This is a genomic window from Citrobacter sp. RHB20-C16 (genome assembly GCF_013890155.1).
In the GTDB taxonomy this organism is placed as follows: domain Bacteria; phylum Pseudomonadota; class Gammaproteobacteria; order Enterobacterales; family Enterobacteriaceae; genus Citrobacter_A; species Citrobacter_A amalonaticus.
The window spans coordinates 3,251,386-3,272,005 of record NZ_CP057630.1 but is presented as its reverse complement, the minus strand read 5'-3'; the positions used below and the strand labels follow the sequence as shown (position 1 = coordinate 3,272,005).

At 56.7% G+C, this 20,620-nt stretch carries 19 protein-coding genes; 17 read left to right on the top strand and 2 right to left on the bottom strand.

The annotated features are described in order from the left end of the window. Positions 1-14: 14 nt before the first annotated feature. The 8 genes from nuoG to nuoN all read left to right on the top strand — a co-directional run bounded on the left by nuoG (position 15) and on the right by nuoN (position 10,221). Positions 15-2,741: an NADH-quinone oxidoreductase subunit NuoG gene (gene nuoG, locus HVX64_RS15685; RefSeq protein ID WP_044258732.1), complete on the top strand. Its 2,727-nt coding sequence runs from the start codon at positions 15-17 to the stop codon at positions 2,739-2,741. After that, on the top strand, positions 2,738-3,715 hold the full coding sequence (gene nuoH, locus HVX64_RS15680) for an NADH-quinone oxidoreductase subunit NuoH (protein ID WP_043000018.1): 978 nt from the start codon (positions 2,738-2,740) through the stop codon (positions 3,713-3,715). The genes nuoG and nuoH overlap by 4 nt, the downstream gene beginning before the upstream one ends. Positions 3,716-3,729: 14 nt before the next feature. Beyond that, positions 3,730-4,272, top strand: coding sequence for an NADH-quinone oxidoreductase subunit NuoI (gene nuoI, locus HVX64_RS15675; RefSeq protein WP_005129470.1), 543 nt, complete (start codon positions 3,730-3,732; stop codon positions 4,270-4,272). A gap of 11 nt (positions 4,273-4,283) precedes the next feature. Continuing rightward, a complete protein-coding gene (gene nuoJ, locus HVX64_RS15670) occupies positions 4,284-4,838 on the top strand; it encodes an NADH-quinone oxidoreductase subunit J (protein ID WP_043000019.1) in 555 nt (184 codons plus the stop codon). Then, the gene (gene nuoK / locus HVX64_RS15665) at positions 4,835-5,137 is read left to right on the top strand and encodes an NADH-quinone oxidoreductase subunit NuoK (protein WP_000612644.1); all 303 of its coding nucleotides are present in this window, start codon (positions 4,835-4,837) and stop codon (positions 5,135-5,137) included. The genes nuoJ and nuoK overlap by 4 nt, the downstream gene beginning before the upstream one ends. Continuing rightward, positions 5,134-6,975, top strand: a complete 1,842-nt coding sequence (gene nuoL / locus HVX64_RS15660) for an NADH-quinone oxidoreductase subunit L (protein WP_043000020.1) — start codon at positions 5,134-5,136, stop codon at positions 6,973-6,975. Before nuoK ends, nuoL begins: the two co-directional genes overlap by 4 nt. A 252-nt stretch (positions 6,976-7,227) precedes the next feature. After that, positions 7,228-8,757, top strand: a complete 1,530-nt coding sequence (gene nuoM / locus HVX64_RS15655) for an NADH-quinone oxidoreductase subunit M (RefSeq protein WP_043000021.1) — start codon at positions 7,228-7,230, stop codon at positions 8,755-8,757. 6 nt (positions 8,758-8,763) lie between these two features. Further along, positions 8,764-10,221: an NADH-quinone oxidoreductase subunit NuoN gene (gene nuoN / locus HVX64_RS15650; protein WP_043000022.1), complete on the top strand. Its 1,458-nt coding sequence runs from the start codon at positions 8,764-8,766 to the stop codon at positions 10,219-10,221. A gap of 57 nt (positions 10,222-10,278) precedes the next feature. On the opposite strand, the gene HVX64_RS15645 is transcribed toward nuoN, so the two are convergent. Both HVX64_RS15645 and rbn read right to left on the bottom strand, forming a co-directional pair. Continuing rightward, positions 10,279-11,283 carry a chemotaxis protein gene (locus HVX64_RS15645; protein WP_044258510.1) on the bottom strand — a complete coding sequence of 335 codons (1,005 nt, stop codon included), beginning with the start codon at positions 11,281-11,283 and terminating at the stop codon, positions 10,279-10,281. A gap of 63 nt (positions 11,284-11,346) precedes the next feature. Beyond that, positions 11,347-12,264, bottom strand: coding sequence for a ribonuclease BN (gene rbn / locus HVX64_RS15640; RefSeq protein WP_044258512.1), 918 nt, complete (start codon positions 12,262-12,264; stop codon positions 11,347-11,349). A gap of 65 nt (positions 12,265-12,329) precedes the next feature. On the opposite strand from rbn, the gene HVX64_RS15635 reads away from it, so the two are divergent. The 9 genes from HVX64_RS15635 to pmrD all read left to right on the top strand — a co-directional run bounded on the left by HVX64_RS15635 (position 12,330) and on the right by pmrD (position 20,619). Next, a complete protein-coding gene (locus tag HVX64_RS15635) occupies positions 12,330-12,797 on the top strand; it encodes a GNAT family N-acetyltransferase (protein WP_044258515.1) in 468 nt (155 codons plus the stop codon). 47 nt (positions 12,798-12,844) lie between these two features. Next, a complete protein-coding gene (gene elaB, locus HVX64_RS15630) occupies positions 12,845-13,150 on the top strand; it encodes a stress response protein ElaB (RefSeq protein WP_043000026.1) in 306 nt (101 codons plus the stop codon). Positions 13,151-13,247: 97 nt separating this feature from the next. Further along, the gene (gene menF, locus HVX64_RS15625; protein ID WP_044258518.1) at positions 13,248-14,546 is read left to right on the top strand and encodes an isochorismate synthase MenF; all 1,299 of its coding nucleotides are present in this window, start codon (positions 13,248-13,250) and stop codon (positions 14,544-14,546) included. An 84-nt stretch (positions 14,547-14,630) separates the two neighbouring features. Continuing rightward, positions 14,631-16,301 (top strand): 2-succinyl-5-enolpyruvyl-6-hydroxy-3-cyclohexene-1-carboxylic-acid synthase, encoded by a 1,671-nt coding sequence (gene menD, locus HVX64_RS15620; protein ID WP_044258520.1) that lies wholly within the window; start codon positions 14,631-14,633, stop codon positions 16,299-16,301. Continuing rightward, the gene (gene menH / locus HVX64_RS15615) at positions 16,298-17,056 is read left to right on the top strand and encodes a 2-succinyl-6-hydroxy-2,4-cyclohexadiene-1-carboxylate synthase (protein WP_044258521.1); all 759 of its coding nucleotides are present in this window, start codon (positions 16,298-16,300) and stop codon (positions 17,054-17,056) included. Before menD ends, menH begins: the two co-directional genes overlap by 4 nt. A 14-nt stretch (positions 17,057-17,070) precedes the next feature. Beyond that, the gene (gene menB, locus HVX64_RS15610) at positions 17,071-17,928 is read left to right on the top strand and encodes a 1,4-dihydroxy-2-naphthoyl-CoA synthase (RefSeq protein ID WP_181825048.1); all 858 of its coding nucleotides are present in this window, start codon (positions 17,071-17,073) and stop codon (positions 17,926-17,928) included. After that, positions 17,928-18,890: an o-succinylbenzoate synthase gene (menC, locus tag HVX64_RS15605; RefSeq protein WP_044258525.1), complete on the top strand. Its 963-nt coding sequence runs from the start codon at positions 17,928-17,930 to the stop codon at positions 18,888-18,890. The genes menB and menC overlap by 1 nt, the downstream gene beginning before the upstream one ends. Beyond that, on the top strand, positions 18,887-20,257 hold the full coding sequence (menE, locus tag HVX64_RS15600; protein WP_044258527.1) for an o-succinylbenzoate--CoA ligase: 1,371 nt from the start codon (positions 18,887-18,889) through the stop codon (positions 20,255-20,257). The genes menC and menE overlap by 4 nt, the downstream gene beginning before the upstream one ends. 98 nt (positions 20,258-20,355) lie before the next feature. Next, complete coding sequence (pmrD, locus tag HVX64_RS15595) at positions 20,356-20,619, top strand: signal transduction protein PmrD (protein WP_044258528.1); 264 nt, start codon at positions 20,356-20,358, stop codon at positions 20,617-20,619. The last annotated feature ends 1 nt before the right edge of the window (position 20,620 follow it).

Sequence of the window (20,620 nt, the reverse complement as noted above, 5' to 3'; positions counted from 1 at the left end):
GAAGCATGCTGACTATGGCTACGATTCATGTAGACGGCAAAGAATATGAGGTCAACGGAGCGGACAACCTGCTGGAAGCTTGTCTGTCTCTCGGCCTTGATATTCCGTACTTTTGCTGGCATCCGGCGCTGGGAAGCGTTGGTGCTTGCCGCCAGTGTGCGGTGAAGCAATACCAAAACGCGGAAGACACGCGTGGTCGCCTGGTGATGTCTTGTATGACACCGGCAACCGAAGGCACGTTTATTTCGATTGACGACGAAGAAGCGAAACAGTTCCGCGAAAGCGTGGTGGAGTGGTTGATGACCAACCACCCGCACGACTGTCCGGTCTGTGAAGAGGGCGGTAACTGCCACCTTCAGGATATGACCGTGATGACCGGCCACAGTTTCCGTCGCTATCGTTTCACCAAACGTACTCACCGCAACCAGGACCTGGGGCCGTTCATCTCTCATGAAATGAACCGCTGCATCGCCTGTTATCGCTGTGTGCGTTACTACAAAGATTATGCAGACGGTCAGGATCTGGGCGTGTATGGCGCGCACGATAACGTCTACTTCGGACGTCCGGAAGACGGTACCCTGGAGAGTGAATTCTCCGGTAACCTGGTGGAAATCTGCCCGACCGGCGTATTCACCGATAAAACGCATTCCGAACGCTATAACCGTAAATGGGACATGCAGTTTGCGCCGAGCATCTGCCAACAATGTTCCATCGGCTGTAACATCAGCCCGGGTGAGCGTTACGGCGAACTGCGTCGTATCGAAAACCGTTATAACGGGACCGTTAACCACTACTTCCTCTGCGACCGCGGTCGTTTTGGCTATGGTTACGTGAACCTGAAAGACCGTCCGCGTCAGCCAGTACAGCGTCGTGGCGATGACCTGATCACCCTCAACGCCGAACAGGCAATGCAGGGCGCGGCAGATATTCTGCGTCAGTCGAAGAAAGTGATTGGCATCGGCTCACCGCGCGCCAGCGTTGAGAGCAACTTCGCGTTGCGTGAACTGGTCGGGGCGGAAAACTTCTATACCGGGATTGCACAATCCGAGCAGGAACGTCTGCAACTGGCACTGAAGGTGCTGCGTGAAGGCGGTGTGCATACCCCTGCGCTGCGTGATATTGAATCTTACGATGCGGTACTGGTGCTGGGCGAAGACATCACTCAGACCGGCGCTCGCGTTGCACTGGCCGTGCGTCAGGCGGTGAAAGGCAAGGCACGCGAAATGGCGGCAGCCCAGAAAGTGGCTGACTGGCAGATTGCGGCGATCCTCAACATCGGCCAACGCGCGAAGCACCCGCTGTTCGTGACCAATGTGGATAACACCCGTCTGGATGATATCGCGGCCTGGACCTACCGTGCGCCGGTTGAAGATCAGGCGCGTTTAGGCTTCGCGATTGCCCATGCGCTGGACAACAATGCGCCAGCCGTTGACGGCATCAGCAGTGACCTGCAAAACAAAATCGACGTGATCGTCCAGGCGCTGGCCGGGGCGAAAAAACCGCTGATCATTTCCGGTACCAACGCCGGTAGCGCAGAAGTGATTCAGGCGGCTGCCAACGTGGCGAAAGCGCTGAAAGGTCGCGGTGCGGACGTCGGCATCACGATGATTACCCGTTCGGTTAACAGTATGGGTCTGGGCATTATGGGCGGTGGTTCGCTCGACGATGCGCTGACCGAACTGGAAACCGGTCGTGCTGACGCGGTGGTCGTGCTGGAAAACGATCTGCATCGTCATGCGTCGGCAACGCGCGTGAATGCTGCGCTGGCAAAAGCGCCGCTGGTGATGGTGGTTGACCATCAGCGTACGGCGATCATGGAAAACGCCCATCTGGTGCTTTCCGCCGCCAGCTTTGCCGAAAGCGACGGCACGGTCATCAACAACGAAGGCCGTGCTCAGCGTTTCTTCCAGGTTTACGATCCGGCGTACTACGACAGCAATACCATCATGCTGGAAAGCTGGCGCTGGTTGCATTCACTGCACAGCACCGTACAGAACCGCGAAGTGGACTGGACGCAGCTTGACCACGTGATCGACGCGGTCGTCGCCGCGATGCCTGAACTGGCCGGTATTAAGGATGCTGCGCCGGATGCCACCTTCCGCATTCGTGGACAAAAACTGGCGCGTGAGCCGCACCGTTACAGTGGTCGTACGGCGATGCGCGCGAACATCAGCGTTCATGAACCGCGTCAGCCGCAGGACAAAGACACGATGTTTGCCTTCTCAATGGAAGGGAACAACCAGCCGTCTGCGCCGCGTTCACAGATTCCATTTGCCTGGGCGCCGGGCTGGAACTCTCCACAGGCGTGGAACAAGTTCCAGGATGAAGTGGGCGGGAAACTGCGCCATGGCGATCCGGGTGTGCGTCTGATTGAAGCCTCGGAGGGCAGTCTGGATTACTTCACGACGGTTCCTGCAAGCTTCCAGGCCCAGGACGGTCAGTGGCGTATCGCGCCGTACTACCATCTGTTTGGTAGCGATGAACTGTCTCAGCGTGCGCCGGTCTTCCAGAGCCGCATGCCGCAACCGTACATCAAACTCAACCCGGCCGATGCCGCGAAGTTGGGAGTGAATGCCGGTACCCGCGTCTCCTTTAGCTACGATGGCAATACGGTCACGCTGCCGGTTGAAATCGCCGAAGGGCTGACGGCAGGGCAGGTTGGCTTGCCGATGGGCATGCCGGGCATTGCCCCTGTTCTGGCGGGTGCGCGTCTTGAGGATCTGCAGGAGGCACAACAATGAGTTGGATTACACCGGATCTGATCGAAATCCTGCTGACCATCCTCAAAGCGGTGGTGATTCTGCTGGTGGTGGTCACCTGCGGGGCATTCATGAGCTTTGGCGAACGTCGTCTGCTGGGTCTGTTCCAGAACCGTTACGGACCGAACCGTGTAGGCTGGGGTGGTTCGCTCCAGCTGGTTGCGGACATGATCAAGATGTTCTTTAAAGAAGACTGGATCCCGAAATTTTCGGATCGCGTCATCTTTACCCTTGCGCCAATGATCGCCTTTACCTCGCTGCTGCTGGCGTTTGCCATCGTGCCGGTGAGTCCGGGTTGGGTGGTCGCGGATCTGAACATCGGGATCTTGTTCTTCCTGATGATGGCGGGTCTGGCGGTGTATGCGGTGCTGTTCGCCGGTTGGTCGAGCAACAACAAATACTCGCTGTTGGGTGCGATGCGTGCGTCTGCGCAGACGCTCAGCTACGAAGTGTTCCTCGGGCTTTCCCTGATGGGCGTGGTGGCGCAGGCCGGTTCCTTTAACATGACCGACATCGTCAACAGCCAGGCTGATATCTGGAACGTTATTCCGCAGTTCTTTGGTTTTGTCACCTTCGCTATCGCGGGCGTGGCGGTGTGTCACCGTCATCCGTTTGACCAGCCGGAAGCCGAGCAGGAACTGGCCGATGGTTACCACATTGAATACTCCGGGATGAAATTCGGTCTGTTCTTTGTGGGCGAGTACATCGGTATCGTCACCATTTCTGCGCTGATGGTTACCCTGTTCTTCGGTGGCTGGCAGGGCCCGTTCTTACCGCCATTCATCTGGTTCGCGATTAAAACCGCGTTCTTCATGATGATGTTCATTTTGATTCGTGCGTCGTTACCGCGTCCTCGTTATGACCAGGTAATGTCCTTCGGCTGGAAAATCTGCCTGCCGCTGACGCTCATCAACTTGCTGGTAACGGCGGCTGTCATTCTCTGGCAGGCGCAATAAGGGGCACAAAGACCATGACCTTAAAAGAATTGTTAGTAGGCTTCGGCACCCAGGTACGCAGTATCTGGATGATCGGCCTGCATGCGTTCGCCAAACGCGAAACGCAGATGTACCCGGAAGAGCCGGTCTATCTACCGCCCCGTTTTCGTGGTCGCATTGTTCTGACGCGCGACCCGGACGGTGAGGAGCGCTGCGTTGCCTGTAACCTGTGTGCGGTAGCGTGTCCGGTAGGCTGTATCTCTCTGCAAAAAGCAGAGACCAAAGATGGTCGCTGGTATCCGGAGTTTTTCCGCATTAACTTCTCACGCTGCATTTTCTGCGGTCTGTGCGAAGAAGCCTGTCCAACAACCGCGATTCAGCTTACGCCAGATTTCGAACTGGGTGAGTACAAGCGCCAGGATCTGGTTTACGAGAAAGAGGATCTGCTGATCTCCGGTCCGGGCAAATACCCGGAATATAACTTCTACCGGATGGCAGGTATGGCAATCGACGGCAAAGATAAGGGCGAAGCAGAGAACGAAGCCAAGCCTATCGACGTCAAGAGCCTGTTACCGTAAGGAGAGGGGCAATGGAGTTCGCTTTTTATATCTGTGGCCTGGTCGCCATTCTCGCAACCTTGCGGGTGATCACCCATACCAATCCGGTGCACGCGCTGCTGTACCTGATTATTTCGCTGCTGGCGATTTCCGGGGTGTTCTTCTCGCTGGGCGCTTATTTCGCGGGTGCGCTGGAAATCATCGTTTACGCGGGCGCCATTATGGTGCTGTTCGTGTTTGTGGTGATGATGCTCAACCTGGGCGGTTCTGAAATCGAACAGGAACGTCAGTGGCTGAAGCCGCAGGTGTGGATTGGCCCGGCAATTCTGTCGGCTATCATGCTGGTGGTGATTGTTTACGCCATTCTGGGGGTTAACGATCAGGGTATCGACGGTACGCCAATCAGCGCGAAAGCGGTAGGTATTACCCTGTTCGGGCCTTACGTACTGGCGGTTGAACTGGCATCCATGCTGCTGCTGGCAGGTCTGGTTGTTGCCTTCCACGTTGGACGCGAAGAGCGTTCAGGTGAAGTGCTGAGCAACCGTAAAGACGATAGCGCGAAAAGAAAAACGGAGGAGCACGCATGATCCCCTTACAACATGGACTGATCCTCGCTGCGATTTTATTCGTTCTGGGTTTAACCGGTCTGGTTATCCGCCGCAATCTGCTGTTTATGCTGATTGGCCTGGAAATCATGATCAACGCTTCCGCGCTGGCCTTTGTGGTTGCCGGTAGCTACTGGGGCCAGACCGATGGTCAGGTGATGTATATTCTCGCCATCAGCCTTGCGGCTGCCGAAGCGAGTATAGGGCTTGCGCTGTTGCTGCAACTTCATCGCCGTCGCCAGAACCTGAACATCGATTCAGTAAGTGAGATGCGTGGATGAACATGCTTGCCTTAACCATCATTCTGCCATTGATTGGCTTTGTCCTGCTGGCGTTCTCTCGCGGACGCTGGTCAGAAAATCTCTCCGCAACCGTGGGCGTAGGCTCCATTGGTCTGGCGGCGCTGGTCACTGCCTTTGTCGGGATGGACTTCTTCGCCAACGGCAAGCAGGCGTTCAGCCAGCCGCTGTGGACGTGGATGTCTGTCGGTAATTTCAACATTGGTTTCAACCTGGTACTGGACGGCCTGTCGCTGACCATGCTGTCGGTTGTCACTGGTGTCGGTTTCCTGATCCACATGTTCGCCTCCTGGTACATGCGCGGTGAAGAGGGCTACTCCCGCTTCTTCGCTTACACGAACCTGTTTATCGCCAGCATGGTTGTTCTGGTGCTGTCCGATAACCTGCTGTTGATGTACCTCGGCTGGGAAGGCGTGGGCCTGTGCTCTTACCTGCTGATCGGTTTCTATTACACCGATCCAAAGAATGGCGCTGCGGCGATGAAAGCGTTCGTCGTGACCCGTGTGGGTGACGTGTTCCTCGCGTTCGCACTGTTCATTCTGTACAACGAGCTGGGTACCCTGAACTTCCGTGAAATGGTTGAACTGGCGCCAGCACACTTCGCCGCAGGCAACAATATGTTGACGTGGGCGACGCTAATGCTGCTGGGTGGTGCTGTGGGTAAATCGGCACAGTTGCCGTTGCAGACATGGCTGGCTGACGCGATGGCGGGCCCGACGCCTGTCTCCGCGCTGATCCACGCCGCAACAATGGTGACCGCCGGTGTTTACCTGATTGCCCGTACGCATGGCCTGTTCCTGATGACCCCGGAAGTTCTGCATCTGGTCGGTATCGTGGGTGCGGTGACGCTGGTGATGGCAGGTTTTGCCGCACTGGTGCAAACCGACATCAAGCGCGTACTCGCTTATTCCACCATGAGCCAGATCGGCTACATGTTCCTGGCGCTGGGCGTTCAGGCATGGGATGCGGCGATTTTCCACCTGATGACGCACGCCTTCTTTAAAGCGCTGCTGTTCCTGGCGTCCGGTTCCGTCATTCTGGCCTGCCATCACGAACAGAACATCTTCAAGATGGGTGGCCTGCGTAAGTCCATTCCGCTGGTTTATCTCTGCTTCCTGGTGGGCGGTGCGGCGCTGTCGGCGCTGCCGCTGATTACCGCAGGCTTCTTCAGTAAGGATGAGATTCTGGCAGGCGCGATGGCGAATGGTCATATCAATCTGATGGTGGCAGGACTGGTCGGTGCGTTCATGACCTCCCTGTATACCTTCCGTATGATTTTCATCGTGTTCCACGGTAAAGAACAAATTCATGCTCATGCAGGGAAGGGGATTACTCACCACCTGCCGTTGATTGTCCTGATGATCCTGTCCACCTTCGTAGGCGCGCTGATTGTGCCGCCGCTGCAGGGTGTACTGCCACAGACAACTGAACTTGAGCATGGCCGCGTGATGACCCTGGAAATGACTTCTGGCGTGGTAGCGATTGCGGGCATCCTGATTGCCGCATGGTTGTGGCTGGGTAAACGTACTCTGGTGACCTCGATTGCCAACAGTGCGCCGGGTCGTCTGCTGGGCACCTGGTGGTATAACGCCTGGGGCTTCGACTGGCTGTACGACAAAGTGTTCGTTAAGCCGTTCCTTGGCGTCGCCTGGCTGCTTAAACGCGACCCGCTCAATGCCCTGATGAACGTGCCAGCTATCCTTTCCCGCTTTGCAGGTAAAGGCCTGCTGTTCAGCGAGAACGGTTATCTGCGCTGGTATGTCGCATCAATGAGCATTGGCGCCGTAGTGGTGCTGGCACTGCTGATGGTACTGCGTTGAGTTTGCGGGCTGGATGAACGACTGCCGGATGGCGCTACGCTTATCCGGCCTACACGCTCAAAGAGAATTTTTAGAAAATTCGTTGAAAATCAGGTCCAACTGGACAGGCGTTATCGGCGAAGTCAGAGTGAGCACCGCCTGTGCACCGCAACCGGAGCGTACTGAGGTATGTGAGGATTGCGAGCACTGTCGGGGTTCGCTATGACGAGTGAGATAGCCTGAACCGGACTTAAACAAGGAACAAAGATCACCATGTTATTACCTTGGTTGATATTAATCCCCTTTATCGGTGGCTTCCTGTGCTGGCAGACCGAACGCTTTGGCGTGAAGGTGCCGCGCTGGATCGCGCTGATCACCATGGGACTGACGCTCGCGCTTGGCCTGCAACTGTGGCTACAGGGCGGTTATTCGCTGACGCAGTCTGCTGGCATTCCGCAGTGGCAGTCTGAATTTGTCCTGCCGTGGATCCCGCGCTTTGGCATCTCGATTCACCTGGCAATCGACGGTTTGTCGCTGCTGATGGTGGTGCTGACCGGTCTGCTTGGCGTTCTGGCGGTGTTGTGTTCCTGGCGAGAAATCGAAAAATACCAGGGCTTCTTCCACCTGAACCTGATGTGGATCCTGGGCGGCGTGATCGGTGTGTTCCTTGCCATCGACATGTTCCTGTTCTTCTTCTTCTGGGAAATGATGCTGGTGCCGATGTACTTCCTGATCGCGCTGTGGGGCCACAAGGCGTCCGACGGTAAAACGCGTATCACGGCGGCAACCAAGTTCTTCATTTACACCCAGGCGAGCGGTCTGGTGATGCTGATTGCCATCCTGGCGCTGGTGTTCGTTCACCATAATGCGACCGGCGTGTGGACCTTCAACTATGAAGACCTGCTGAAAACGCCGATGTCGCATGGCGTCGAATATCTGCTGATGCTGGGCTTCTTCATCGCGTTTGCGGTGAAAATGCCGGTGGTTCCACTGCACGGCTGGCTGCCAGATGCGCACTCCCAGGCACCGACCGCGGGTTCTGTTGACCTCGCCGGTATTTTGCTGAAAACCGCCGCTTACGGTCTGCTGCGTTTCTCTCTGCCGCTGTTCCCGAACGCGTCAGCGGAGTTCGCGCCTATCGCGATGTGGCTGGGCGTTATCGGTATCTTCTACGGTGCATGGATGGCGTTCACGCAGTACGACATTAAACGTCTGATCGCCTACACCTCGGTTTCACACATGGGTTTCGTGCTGATTGCCATCTACACCGGCAGCCAACTGGCGTACCAGGGGGCGGTGATTCAGATGATTGCGCACGGCCTGTCCGCTGCGGGTCTGTTCATTCTGTGTGGTCAACTGTACGAACGTCTGCACACCCGCGACATGCGTATGATGGGCGGCCTGTGGGGCAAAATGAAATGGTTACCGGCGCTGTCGATGTTCTTCGCCGTGGCGACGCTGGGTATGCCTGGCACCGGTAACTTCGTTGGCGAATTCATGATCCTGTTTGGCAGCTACCAGGTGGTTCCGGTCATCACCGTGATTTCGACCTTTGGTCTGGTGTTTGCCTCTGTTTACTCGCTGGCGATGCTACATCGCGCTTACTTCGGTAAAGCGAAGAGCCAGATTGCACAACAAGAACTGCCAGGGATGTCGCTGCGTGAGCTGTTTATCATCCTGTTGCTGGTCGTGCTTCTGGTACTGCTTGGCTTCTATCCGCAGCCGATTCTGGATACCTCGCATTCTGCGATGAGCAACATCCAGCAGTGGTTTGTTAATTCCGTTACTACTACAAGGCCGTAAATCGCCATGACAATAACTCCACAACACCTGATTGCGCTGCTACCGCTGCTGATCGTCGGCTTGACGGTGGTGGTTGTGATGCTCTCCATTGCGTGGCGACGCAATCACTTCCTCAATGCCACGCTGTCGGTCATTGGGCTTAACGCCGCGTTGGTTTCGCTCTGGTTTGTTGGCCAGGCTGGCGCGATGGACGTGACCCCGCTGATGCGGGTTGACGGTTTCGCAATGCTCTACACCGGACTGGTTCTGCTGGCGAGTCTGGCGACCTGTACTTTTGCCTACCCGTGGCTGGAAGGCTATGACGATAACCGGGAAGAGTTCTACCTGCTGGTGTTGATTGCCGCGCTGGGTGGCATTCTGCTGGCGAACGCCAATCATCTGGCGGCGCTGTTCCTTGGTATCGAACTGATCTCCCTGCCGCTGTTTGGTCTGGTGGGCTATGCCTTCCGTCAGAAACGTTCGCTGGAAGCCAGTATCAAATACACCATCCTGTCTGCTGCCGCCTCATCATTCCTGCTGTTTGGTATGGCGCTGGTGTACGCGCAGTCTGGCAACCTGTCGTTTGTTGCGCTCGGTAAGAGCCTCGGCGACGGTATGTTGAACGAGCCGCTGCTGCTGGCGGGCTTCGGGATGATGATTGTTGGTCTGGGCTTTAAACTCTCTCTGGTTCCGTTCCACCTGTGGACGCCAGACGTATACCAGGGCGCACCGGCTCCGGTTTCCACCTTCCTGGCGACGGCGAGCAAAATCGCTATCTTCGGCGTGGTGATGCGTCTGTTCCTGTACGCGCCGGTTGGCGACAGTGAAGCGGTTCGCGTGGTGCTTGGCGTGATCGCCTTTGCTTCCATCATCTTCGGTAACCTGATGGCGCTGAGCCAGACTAACATCAAGCGTCTGCTGGGTTATTCGTCTATCTCTCACCTCGGCTACCTGTTAGTGGCGCTGATTGCTCTGCAGAGCGGCGAGATGTCCATGGAAGCGGTCGGCGTTTACCTTGCCGGTTACCTGTTCAGCAGCCTCGGCGCGTTCGGCGTGGTCAGCCTGATGTCCAGTCCGTACCGTGGTCCGGATGCCGATTCTCTGTTCTCCTACCGTGGGCTGTTCTGGCATCGTCCGATCCTCGCGGCAGTGATGACGGTAATGATGCTGTCTCTGGCGGGTATCCCGATGACGCTGGGCTTTATCGGTAAATTCTACGTGCTGGCAGTCGGTGTGCAGGCGAACCTATGGTGGCTGGTTGCTGCTGTGGTGGTTGGTTCCGCGATTGGTTTGTATTACTACCTGCGTGTTGCCGTGAGTCTGTACCTGAGCGCACCGCAGCAGCTTAACCGCGATGCGCCGTCTAACTGGCAGTACAGCGCAGGCGGTATTGTGGTACTGATCTCCGCACTGCTGGTGCTGGTGCTGGGTATTTACCCGCAGCCGCTGATCAGTATTGTGCAGTTAGCCGCACCGCTGATGTAAGCGACAAGCAAAAACGAAAAACCCGCCGAGGCGGGTTTTTTTATGGATGAAGAATCTTCAGGCAATCAACTGACGACTGACCAGCGGGCCGCTGATGTTTTGCGCCGCGCGGTCCATCACTTCCTGAATAACGGATGACAGTTCATTCACTTCAAACTTCGCCACGTAGCCATCGGCTTTCACTTTGCGGACGTGATCTTCATTGGCACTACCGGAAAGAGAAGAGTGGATCACCACCGGAATTTTCTTCAGCCGCTCGTCGGTTTTGATTTTTCGGGTCAGGGTGAAACCATCCATCTCCGGCATTTCCAGATCGGTTAACACCAGTGCGATCTTCTCGCTAATCGCTTTACCTTCCGCTTCCGCTTCCTGCGCCAGTTGCTGAATTTTGTCCCAGGCATCTTTACCGGTGACGTGCATTTGATGGGGAATGTCCATGGCCGTCAGACCTTTCTCCAGCATCGCACGGGCTACGCGGGAGTCTTCCGCGACAATAGCCACGGCACCGGGAGTGATGTTGAACTTATTGGTTTTCAGTTCCGTTGCGCGCAGGTCGTGATTCGATGGCACGATGTCATACAGAATCTGTTCTACGTCGAGCACCAGCGCCAGGTTGTTGGTCTCTTTGTCTTCATCCAGACAGGCGATACTGGTGATGTAGCGGCCGTTCACCGCTTTCTCTGCGGTGTGTACCTGCTTCCAGTCCAGGCGCATGATGTTTTCGACCGACTCGACGGCGAAGGCCTGCACGCTACGGGCATATTCGGTGATTAACAGAATGTTGAGTCCATTCTCCGGCTTGCAGCCGGCTACGGCGGGGAGGTCAATAACCGGAATCACCTGATCGCGAATATTGACCATTCCCAGCAATGGCGCCTTCATCCCTGCCGGACGAGTAAAGGCAGGCATAGGTACAATTTCGCGCAACTTGAACACGTTAATGCCAAACAGCTCAGATTTCTGTTCGTGCAGGGAGTTTCCCAGACGAAACAGCAGCAGTTCAAAGCGGTTGGACAGGGTCAGATTCGCCCTGTCATCGATATCTTTCTGGAAATTGTCCATGCTGTCCTCAGTGTGAATACTGCGTTTTTACTGTTATCGGCACTGAGAGCAAAAAATGGAGCCCTAAACCGTGAAAATGGCGAAATCGTCGGCAAGTTCAGTGGAAGGGAAGATAGCCTGACACTCTGCCAGCAGTCGCTGGCAACCTGCGGCGTCATAGCGCGAACTGACGTGCGTTATGATGAGCTTTCCGACTGCAGCCTCCCGTGCCAGCAGTGCCGCCTGGCGGGTGGAACTGTGTCCACGGCTGTTGGCCTTTTCTTCCATTGACGTATCCAGCGTGGTTTCGTGAATCATCACGTCGACCCCTTTCGCCAGATCAAGCGCGGATGCGCAGGGCGCGGTATCGCCAAAAATCGCGACCGTTTTACCGGGCGTCGCTGGGGCAAGAAAATCGGCCCCGCGTATCACGCTGCCGTCTTCCAGGGTGACCGTTTTGCCTGCTTTCAGATCCTGAAACCAGGGACCGGCCTTCACCCCAGCGGCTTTCAGCGCTTTGGCGTTGAGCGCGCCGGGTTTATCATGCTCCTCAACGCGGTAACCGTAACATTCCAGCGGGTGTTCAAGCGGGTAAGCCGTTACTTTTCGCAGCCCGTCATCAAGAATTTCCCCGGCGGTGATTTCGACGATTTCCAGCGGATAGTCAGTCCATGAGCCGCTCAGACGCAGCGCGGTTTCAGTAAACTCACGCAGCCCCTTCGGCCCGTAAAGCGTTAGCGGATGAGCATTGCCCGCCATCGAACGACTGCACAGTAAACCCGGCAAACCGAACAGATGATCGCCGTGCAGATGGCTGATGAAAATCCGCTCAATTTTGCCGGGATGATATGCCGTGCTCAACATCTGATGTTGCGTACCTTCACCACAGTCAAACAGCCATAGCGCGGGCTGCGTCGGGTGTTGATGATGTAGCAAAATGGCTGTCACGTTGCGCGTACGCGTGGGCACGCCAGCTGAGGTACCCAGAAAGAGAAATTCCATTATTTCATTACACTTTTGAAAAATAATCTGGCTAGTATAAATCGTTTACGGAAAAGGAGCGCACGATGATTACCTGGCAAGACCTGCATCATTCGCAATTAACCGTCCCACAGCTCTATGCGCTGTTAAAACTGCGCTGTGCGGTGTTTGTTGTAGAGCAGAACTGTCCCTATCTCGACGTAGACGGTGACGATCTGGTGGGTGAGAACCGCCATATCCTGGGCTGGCATGACGGCGAGCTGGTGGCGTATGCGAGGATTCTGAAAAGCACTGAAGATCTGGAGCCCGTCGTGATTGGACGGGTGATCGTCAGTGAAGCGTTACGCGGTGAAAAGCTGGGCCAAAATTTGATGGCGCAGACGCTGGCGTCTTGTCAGCGACACTGGCCGGAGAAGGCGCTGTATCTGGGCGCACAGGCGCATTTGCAGGCATTCTATGCACGATTTGGTTTTGCTCCGGTCACCGAAGTCTATGAGGAAGATGGCATCCCACATGTGGGGATGGCGCGCGAAGCGATTCGGGCGGGATCCTGAGTCGTTGTCTATAGTTAGGGGCAGGTTTACTAACATGGAGAACGAGAATGTCTTATCAATTTGGTGATTCGCGTATTGATGACGACCTGACGTTGCTGAGTGAAACGCTGGAAGAGGTGCTGCGTTCCTCAGGGGATCCCGCCGATCAGAAATACATTGAGCTGAAAGCGCGGGCTGAAAAGGCGCTGGATGAGGTCAAAAATCGCGTAAGTCAGGCTTCAGATAGCTATTATTATCGTGCCAGACAGGCCGTTTATCGTGCAGATGATTATGTGCACGAAAAACCCTGGCAGGGGATTGGCGTTGGCGCGGCGGTCGGACTGGTGCTCGGCTTACTGCTGGCACGACGCTAATCTGCAAGCGAGATCGCATTGACTCCCTAAACTGGGGTACTGCTTTTTTTGTGCAGTACCCCGTATAATGTGAGGTTTTTAACAGGGAGAGGTCCGCGTGCATTCACTCACTACTGCGCTGGAAGGTCTGACGCGTCTTTTGTCGCAGGCAATCCCGGCGGCACCAGGCATTCGGGTTCTCGATGTTCCTTTTCCCCTTAATGACGCTTTCGATGCGTTAAGCTGGCTGGCAAGTCAGTCCATTTATCCGCAATTTTACTGGCAGCAGCGCAACGGTGATGAAGAGGCCGCCGTGCTGGGCGTCGTTGCGCCATTTTCTTCTCTCGATGAGGCGCAATGCTTTCTTCGCCAACATCCGCAGCAAACCGACCTGCGTATCTGGGGACTGAATGCGTTTGATCCAGAGCAGGGTAACCTGGTGTTACCGCGTCTTGAGTGGCGGCGCTGTGCGGGCGTGGCTGTGCTGCGTCTGCATTTGTGGAGTGATGTTTCTCTGCGCGAGGATGCTGACCGGGCGCTGACCTTTCTCGCCTCGCTGGCGAGTGTAAAACCGCTGCCGACATTACGTCTGAGCAAAACCGCTGAACAGCACTGGCCCGAAAAAGCAGGCTGGATCACCCTGATTGAGCAGGCCACGCAGACGATTGCCGAAGGTGAACTGGATAAAGTGGTGCTGGCGCGCGCCAGCGATCTGCACTTTTCTCGCCCGGTGAATGCCGCTGCTGTGATGGCTTCAAGTCGCCGTTTGAACCTGAACTGCTACCATTTTTATATGGCTTTTTCTGCGCAGAGTGCGTTCCTGGGTTCGTCTCCGGAACGTCTCTGGCGACGTCGCGATACCGCGCTCCGTACCGAGGCGCTCGCCGGGACGGTAGCGAATCACCCGGATGATTATAAGGCCTGGCAACTGGGCGAATGGCTGATGAAGGACGACAAAAATCAGCGCGAAAATATGCTGGTGGTCGAGGATATCTGTCAGCGCCTGCAGGACTACACGCATACACTGGACGTTTTGCCGCCGCAGGTGCTGCGGTTGCGAAAAGTGCAGCATTTGCGACGCTGCATCTGGACGGCGCTGAATCAGGCGGATGACACGCTCTGTTTACTGCAGTTGCAGCCCACGGCCGCCGTGGCCGGGATCCCACGCGAACGGGCACGGGCATTTATTCAGCAGCGTGAACCTTTTGCGCGGGAATGGTACGCCGGGTCGGCGGGCTATCTGTCATTACAGCAAAGCGAATTTTGTGTTTCGCTGCGGTCGGCGAAAATCAGCGGTAACGTGGTTCGGCTGTATGCCGGTGCGGGTATTGTTCGTGGGTCAGACCCTGAGCAGGAGTGGCAGGAAATCGATAATAAAGCCGCTGGTCTGCGATCTTTGTTACAGATGGATGGATAATGAGTTACATATTCCCGACTCATATCAATAATCCCTTTTTTCCGTTCTTTATACTGAGTCGCAATATTGATACCGGACAATCTCATGTCAGTAAGCGCATTTAACCGACGCTGGGCGGCGGTCATTCTGGAAGCATTAACTCGCCATGGCGTCAGGCATGTTTGCATTGCCCCTGGCTCTCGTTCCACGCCGCTCACCCTGGCGGCGGCGGAAAATTCGGCTTTTATTCACCACACGCATTTTGATGAGCGTGGTCTTGGCCATCTGGCGCTGGGACTGGCGAAGGTGAGTAAACAGCCTGTTGCCGTGATCGTGACCTCCGGTACGGCGGTCGCTAACCTCTATCCGGCGCTGATTGAAGCGGGGCTGACCGGTGAAAAACTGATCCTTCTGACGGCCGATCGTCCTCCTGAACTGATTGACTGCGGCGCGAATCAGGCGATTCGTCAGGCGGGCATGTTTGCGTCACACCCGTCACAAACGCTTTCGCTTCCGCGCCCGACGCAGGACATTCCGGCCCGTTGGCTGGTGTCGACTATCGATAATGCGCTGGCCTCGCTGCATGCCGGCGCGGTCCATATCAACTGTCCGTTTGCCGAGCCGTTATATGGCGAGATGGACGAAACCGGTCTGGCCTGGCAACAGCGTCTCGGTGACTGGTGGAAGGATGACAAACCCTGGCTGCGCGAAGCGCGTCGGCTGGAGAGCGACAAACAGCGCGACTGGTTCTTCTGGCGGCAAAAACGCGGCGTTGTTGTTGCCGGGCGAATGGGTGCAGAAGAGGGCAAGAAAGTTGCGCAATGGGCGCAGACGTTGGGCTGGCCGCTGATTGGCGATGTGCTGTCGCAAACCGGACAGCCGCTTCCCTGTGCCGACCTCTGGCTCGGCAATCCGAAGGCGGTGACGGAACTGCAGCAGGCACAGATTGTGGTGCAGCTGGGCAGCAGTCTGACCGGAAAACGCTTACTGCAATGGCAGGCAAACTGCGAGCCGGAGGAGTACTGGATTGTCGATAATATCGAAGGGCGGCTGGATCCGGCGCATCATCGCGGTCGTCGTCTGGTGGCAAAAATCGGCGACTGGCTGGAACTGCATCCTGCGGAAAAACGGCAACCGTGGTGTGTAGACATTCCGCGTCTGGCGGAGCAGGCCTGGCAGGCCGTGGCGGCGCGGCGTGATACTTTTGGCGAGGCGCAACTGGCGCATCGCATTCGCGACTATCTGCCCGAGCAGGGGCAGCTTTTTGTCGGCAACAGCCTGGTGGTACGCCTGATTGATGCGCTGTCGCAGCTTCCGGCAGGTTACCCGGTTTACAGCAATCGCGGCGCAAGTGGTATTGATGGTCTGTTATCGACCGCTGCGGGCGTGCAGCGCGCCAGCGCGAAATCGACGCTGGCGATCGTGGGCGATTTATCGGCGTTGTACGATCTCAATGCGTTAGCCCTGTTACGGCAGGTCTCCGCGCCGTTCGTACTGATTGTGGTGAACAATAACGGCGGGCAGATTTTCTCGCTGCTGCCCACGCCGCAGAGCGAACGTGAACGCTTTTACCTGATGCCGCAAAATGTCCATTTTGAACACGCGGCTGCAATGTTTAACCTCAAGTATCATCGCCCGGAAAGCTGGGATGAACTGGAGGCGGCGCTGGCTGGCGCGTGGCGTACGCCTGCGACCACGGTGATTGAACTGGTGGTCAACGACACCGACGGCGCGCAGACGCTACAACAGCTGCTGGCGCAGGTGAGCCAATTATGATCCTGCACGCGCAGGCAAAAGCCGCGCAGTCAGACTCACCCTGGCTGGTTTTCCTGCACGGTTTTTCCGGCGATAGCCAGGAATGGCAACCGATCGGCGAGCGGCTTTCCGGCTTTTCACGCTTGTACATCGATCTGCCTGGTCACGGTGGATCGGCGGAGATCCGCGTCAGCGGATTTACCGATGTGATCAGCTTGCTGCGTGATACTCTCCTTAGTTACAACATACTGAAATACTGGCTGGTGGGATATTCCCTCGGCGGCAGAGTGGCGATGATCGCGGCCTGTCAGGAAATGCCGGGGCTTTGCGGCCTGGTGGTTGAAGGCGGGCATCCGGGACTGCAAAGCGACGCCGAACGCGACACGCGCCGGGATTCTGACCATCACTGGGCGGAACGTTTTCGCCATGACGCGCTGACTGAGGTGTTTACTGACTGGTATCAGCAGCCGGTTTTTGCTTCGCTGAACGCGCGGCAACGAGAAGCGCTGGTCGCGCTGCGTAGTCAGAATAACGGCGAAACGCTGGCGGCAATGCTGGAAGCCACTTCGCTGGCGGTCCAGCCTGATTTACGCGCTGCGCTCACCGCGCGCGCCTTTCCGTTTTATTATTTATGTGGTGAACGTGACAGCAAATTCTGCGCCCTGGCGACGGAATTAGCGGCGACCCGCCATGTGATTCGTAACGCCGGACACAATGCGCACCGGGAAAATCCCGCAGGCGTGGTGGACTGTCTGGCTCAGATTCTGCGTCTCTGACTAAAGGACACACTATGATCTATCCTGATGAAACAATGCTTTACGCACCGGTAGAATGGCACGATTGCTCGGAAGGCTACACCGACATTCGCTATGAGAAATCGACCGACGGTATCGCAAAAATCACCATTAATCGTCCGCAGGTGCGCAACGCATTCCGTCCTCTGACCGTCAAAGAGATGATTCAGGCGATGGCGGATGCCCGTTACGACGATAACGTGGGCGTGATTATTCTGACTGGCGCAGGCGATAAAGCCTTTTGTGCCGGCGGCGACCAGAAGGTTCGCGGCGACTACGGCGGCTATCAGGATGACTCTGGTGTGCATCACCTGAACGTGCTGGATTTCCAGCGCCAGATCCGTACCTGTCCGAAGCCGGTCGTGGCGATGGTGGCGGGTTATTCCATTGGCGGTGGTCACGTGCTGCATATGATGTGCGACCTGACGATTGCGGCGGAAAATGCCATCTTCGGGCAGACCGGCCCGAAAGTCGGCTCCTTTGACGGCGGCTGGGGGGCGTCTTACATGGCGCGGATCGTGGGGCAGAAGAAAGCGCGTGAAATCTGGTTCCTGTGCCGTCAGTACGATGCCAAACAGGCGCTGGATATGGGGCTGGTGAACACCGTTGTCCCATTGGCTGAACTCGAAAAAGAAACCGTGCGCTGGTGTCGTGAAATGCTGCAAAACAGCCCGATGGCGCTGCGTTGCCTGAAAGCGGCGCTGAACGCCGACTGTGATGGTCAGGCCGGTTTGCAGGAGCTGGCGGGTAACGCCACCATGCTGTTCTACATGACGGAAGAAGGTCAGGAAGGCCGTAACGCCTTCAACCAGAAACGTCACCCTGATTTCAGCAAATTCAAACGGAATCCGTAATGCGTAGCGCGCAGGTATACCGCTGGCAGATCCCCATGGACGCGGGGGTGGTTCTGCGCGACAGGCGGTTAAAAACGCGTGACGGGCTGTATGTTCGCCTGCACGACGGCGAGCGTCAGGGATGGGGAGAGATCTCCCCACTGCCGGGATTCAGTCAGGAAACCCAGGAAGAGGCGCAGGTTGCGCTGCTGGCCTGGGTTGACGGCTGGCTGCAGGGAGAAGATGCATTGCCTGACATGCCTTCTGTGGCCTTTGGCGTCAGTTGTGCGCTGGCGGAAATAGCCGGAACGCTGCCTGAAGCCGCAGACTATCGGGCGGCGCCGCTGTGTACCGGCGATCCGGACGATCTGGTGCTGCAACTGGCGGATATGCCCGGCGAAAAAGTCGCGAAGGTGAAGGTCGGACTGTACGAAGCGGTTCGCGACGGCATGGTGGTCAACCTGCTGCTGGAGGCGATCCCGGAATTGCGGCTGCGGCTGGATGCCAACCGCGCCTGGACGCCGTTGAAGGCGCAGCAGTTCGCGAAGTACGTGAACCCGGACTACCGTAACCGCATCGCTTTCCTCGAAGAACCGTGCAAAACGCGGGACGACTCGCGAGCCTTTGCCCGTGAAACCGGGATTGCTATCGCCTGGGACGAAAGCCTGCGTGAGGCGGATTTTGTCTTTGAAGCAGAAGAGGGCGTACGTGCAGTGGTGATCAAACCGACGCTGACCGGGTCGCTGGAAAAAGTGCGTGAGCAGGTACAGGCCGCGCATACACTGGGGCTGACGGCGGTGATCAGTTCATCCATCGAGTCGAGCCTGGGTCTGACCCAACTGGCGCGCATTGCCGCGTGGCTGACGCCGGACACCATTCCGGGACTGGATACGCTGAGCCTGATGCAGGCGCAGCAGATTCGCCACTGGCCGGGAAGTCCATTACCACTGATTGACGAATCAGCCCTGGAACGCCTGCGATGACCTTTCCTGACTGGCCGTGGCGATACTGGCGGCAGGTTCAGGGAGACGCGCCAGCCTTACGCCTGAATGATGAGGTGCTAAGCTGGCGCACGCTCTGTACGCGTATTGATGCCCTGGCGAGCGGTTTTGCCGCACAGGGGGTTACCGAAGGCTGCGGCGTGATGCTGCGCGCCTGGAATCATCCGCAGACACTGCTGGCATGGCTGGCGCTGTTGCAGTGTGGGGCACGGATCCTGCCGGTCAACCCGCAGCTTCCTCACGCCTTACTGGCAACATTGCTGCCCGATCTCACGCTGCAGTTTGCGTTGGACCTGGAGGGGGAGAACGCCTTTCCCTTTCTGATCCCGCTGAACTGCCTGAACGCGAACGGGCAGCATGCCGTCGACTGGCAGCCGCAGCGTCTGTGTTCCATGACGCTGACCTCCGGTTCGACCGGTCTACCGAAAGCGGCAGTTCATACCTGTCAGGCGCATATTGCCAGTGCTGACGGTGTGCTGTCGCTGATGCCGCTGGCAACAGAGGACGACTGGCTGCTCTCTCTGCCGTTGTTTCATGTCTCCGGACAGGGGATTCTGTGGCGCTGGTTAGTGGCCGGGGCGCGGATGACGGTACGGGAAAAACAGCCGCTGGAACAGATGCTGGCCGGATGCACCCATGCTTCGCTGGTGCCAACGCAACTCTGGCGACTGCTGGTGAACCAGACGCCGGTGGCGCTGAAAGCCGTTTTGCTGGGTGGCGCGGCGATTCCGGTGGCGTTAACCGAGCAGGCGCGCGCGCAGGGCATTCGCTGCTGGTGCGGATACGGCCTGACGGAATTTGCCTCAACGGTATGTGCAAAAGAGGCGGACGGTCTGGTTGATGTCGGTATGCCTTTACCGGGACGAGAAGTCAGAATCGTAAATGATGAAGTCTGGCTGCGGGCGGCCAGTATGGCGGAAGGCTACTGGCGAGACGGTAAACTGGTTTCGCTGGTTAACGATGAAGGCTGGTTTGCCACACGCGATCGCGGCGTGCTGAATGACGGAAAACTGACCATCGCCGGACGTCTGGATAATCTCTTTTTTAGCGGCGGAGAGGGGATACAACCCGAAGAGGTGGAACGGGTCATTGTTACGCATCCTCACGTGCTGCAGGCGTTTATCGTGCCGATCGAGGACGCCGAATTTGGTCATCGACCGGTGGCGGTGGTGGAATGTGACGCAGACGTCGCAGAGACAGAACTTAACGAATGGGTGAAAGACAAACTGGCACGTTTCCAGCAGCCGGTACATTGGCTTTCTCTGCCTGCCGAACTGAAAAATGGGGGGATCAAGATATCCCGGCGTGCCGTCGTTGATTGGGTGAATGAAACATTAGGAAAACATTAATTTCACTTCGCAGTTTTACCAATTGATGCCCATTGCCACTTTGTTTATCTGCTACTGTGTAACGTAATGTAAAAGTTCCCGATACGTAAAGGTACGCAATGGAGTGGCAGGTGAAGAAGTCGTGCTATGACAAAAGGTCAGGGAAGCATGCATTAGTGTTAAGTGATGCCGGCGGTTCACTGAAAATGATCGCTGAAGTCCAGTCTGACATTGTGGTGAATGCCGGTGATATCCTTTCCCCGCAGAAGGATGCGCTGTATTCCGTCAACCGTGACAGCGGGCGGACGGTGAAGATTCTGGATGCCAGAAATTATACCTGCGACGAGTGGGAGCGCCTGAAGACGTTGTTGGGGAACAAATAAA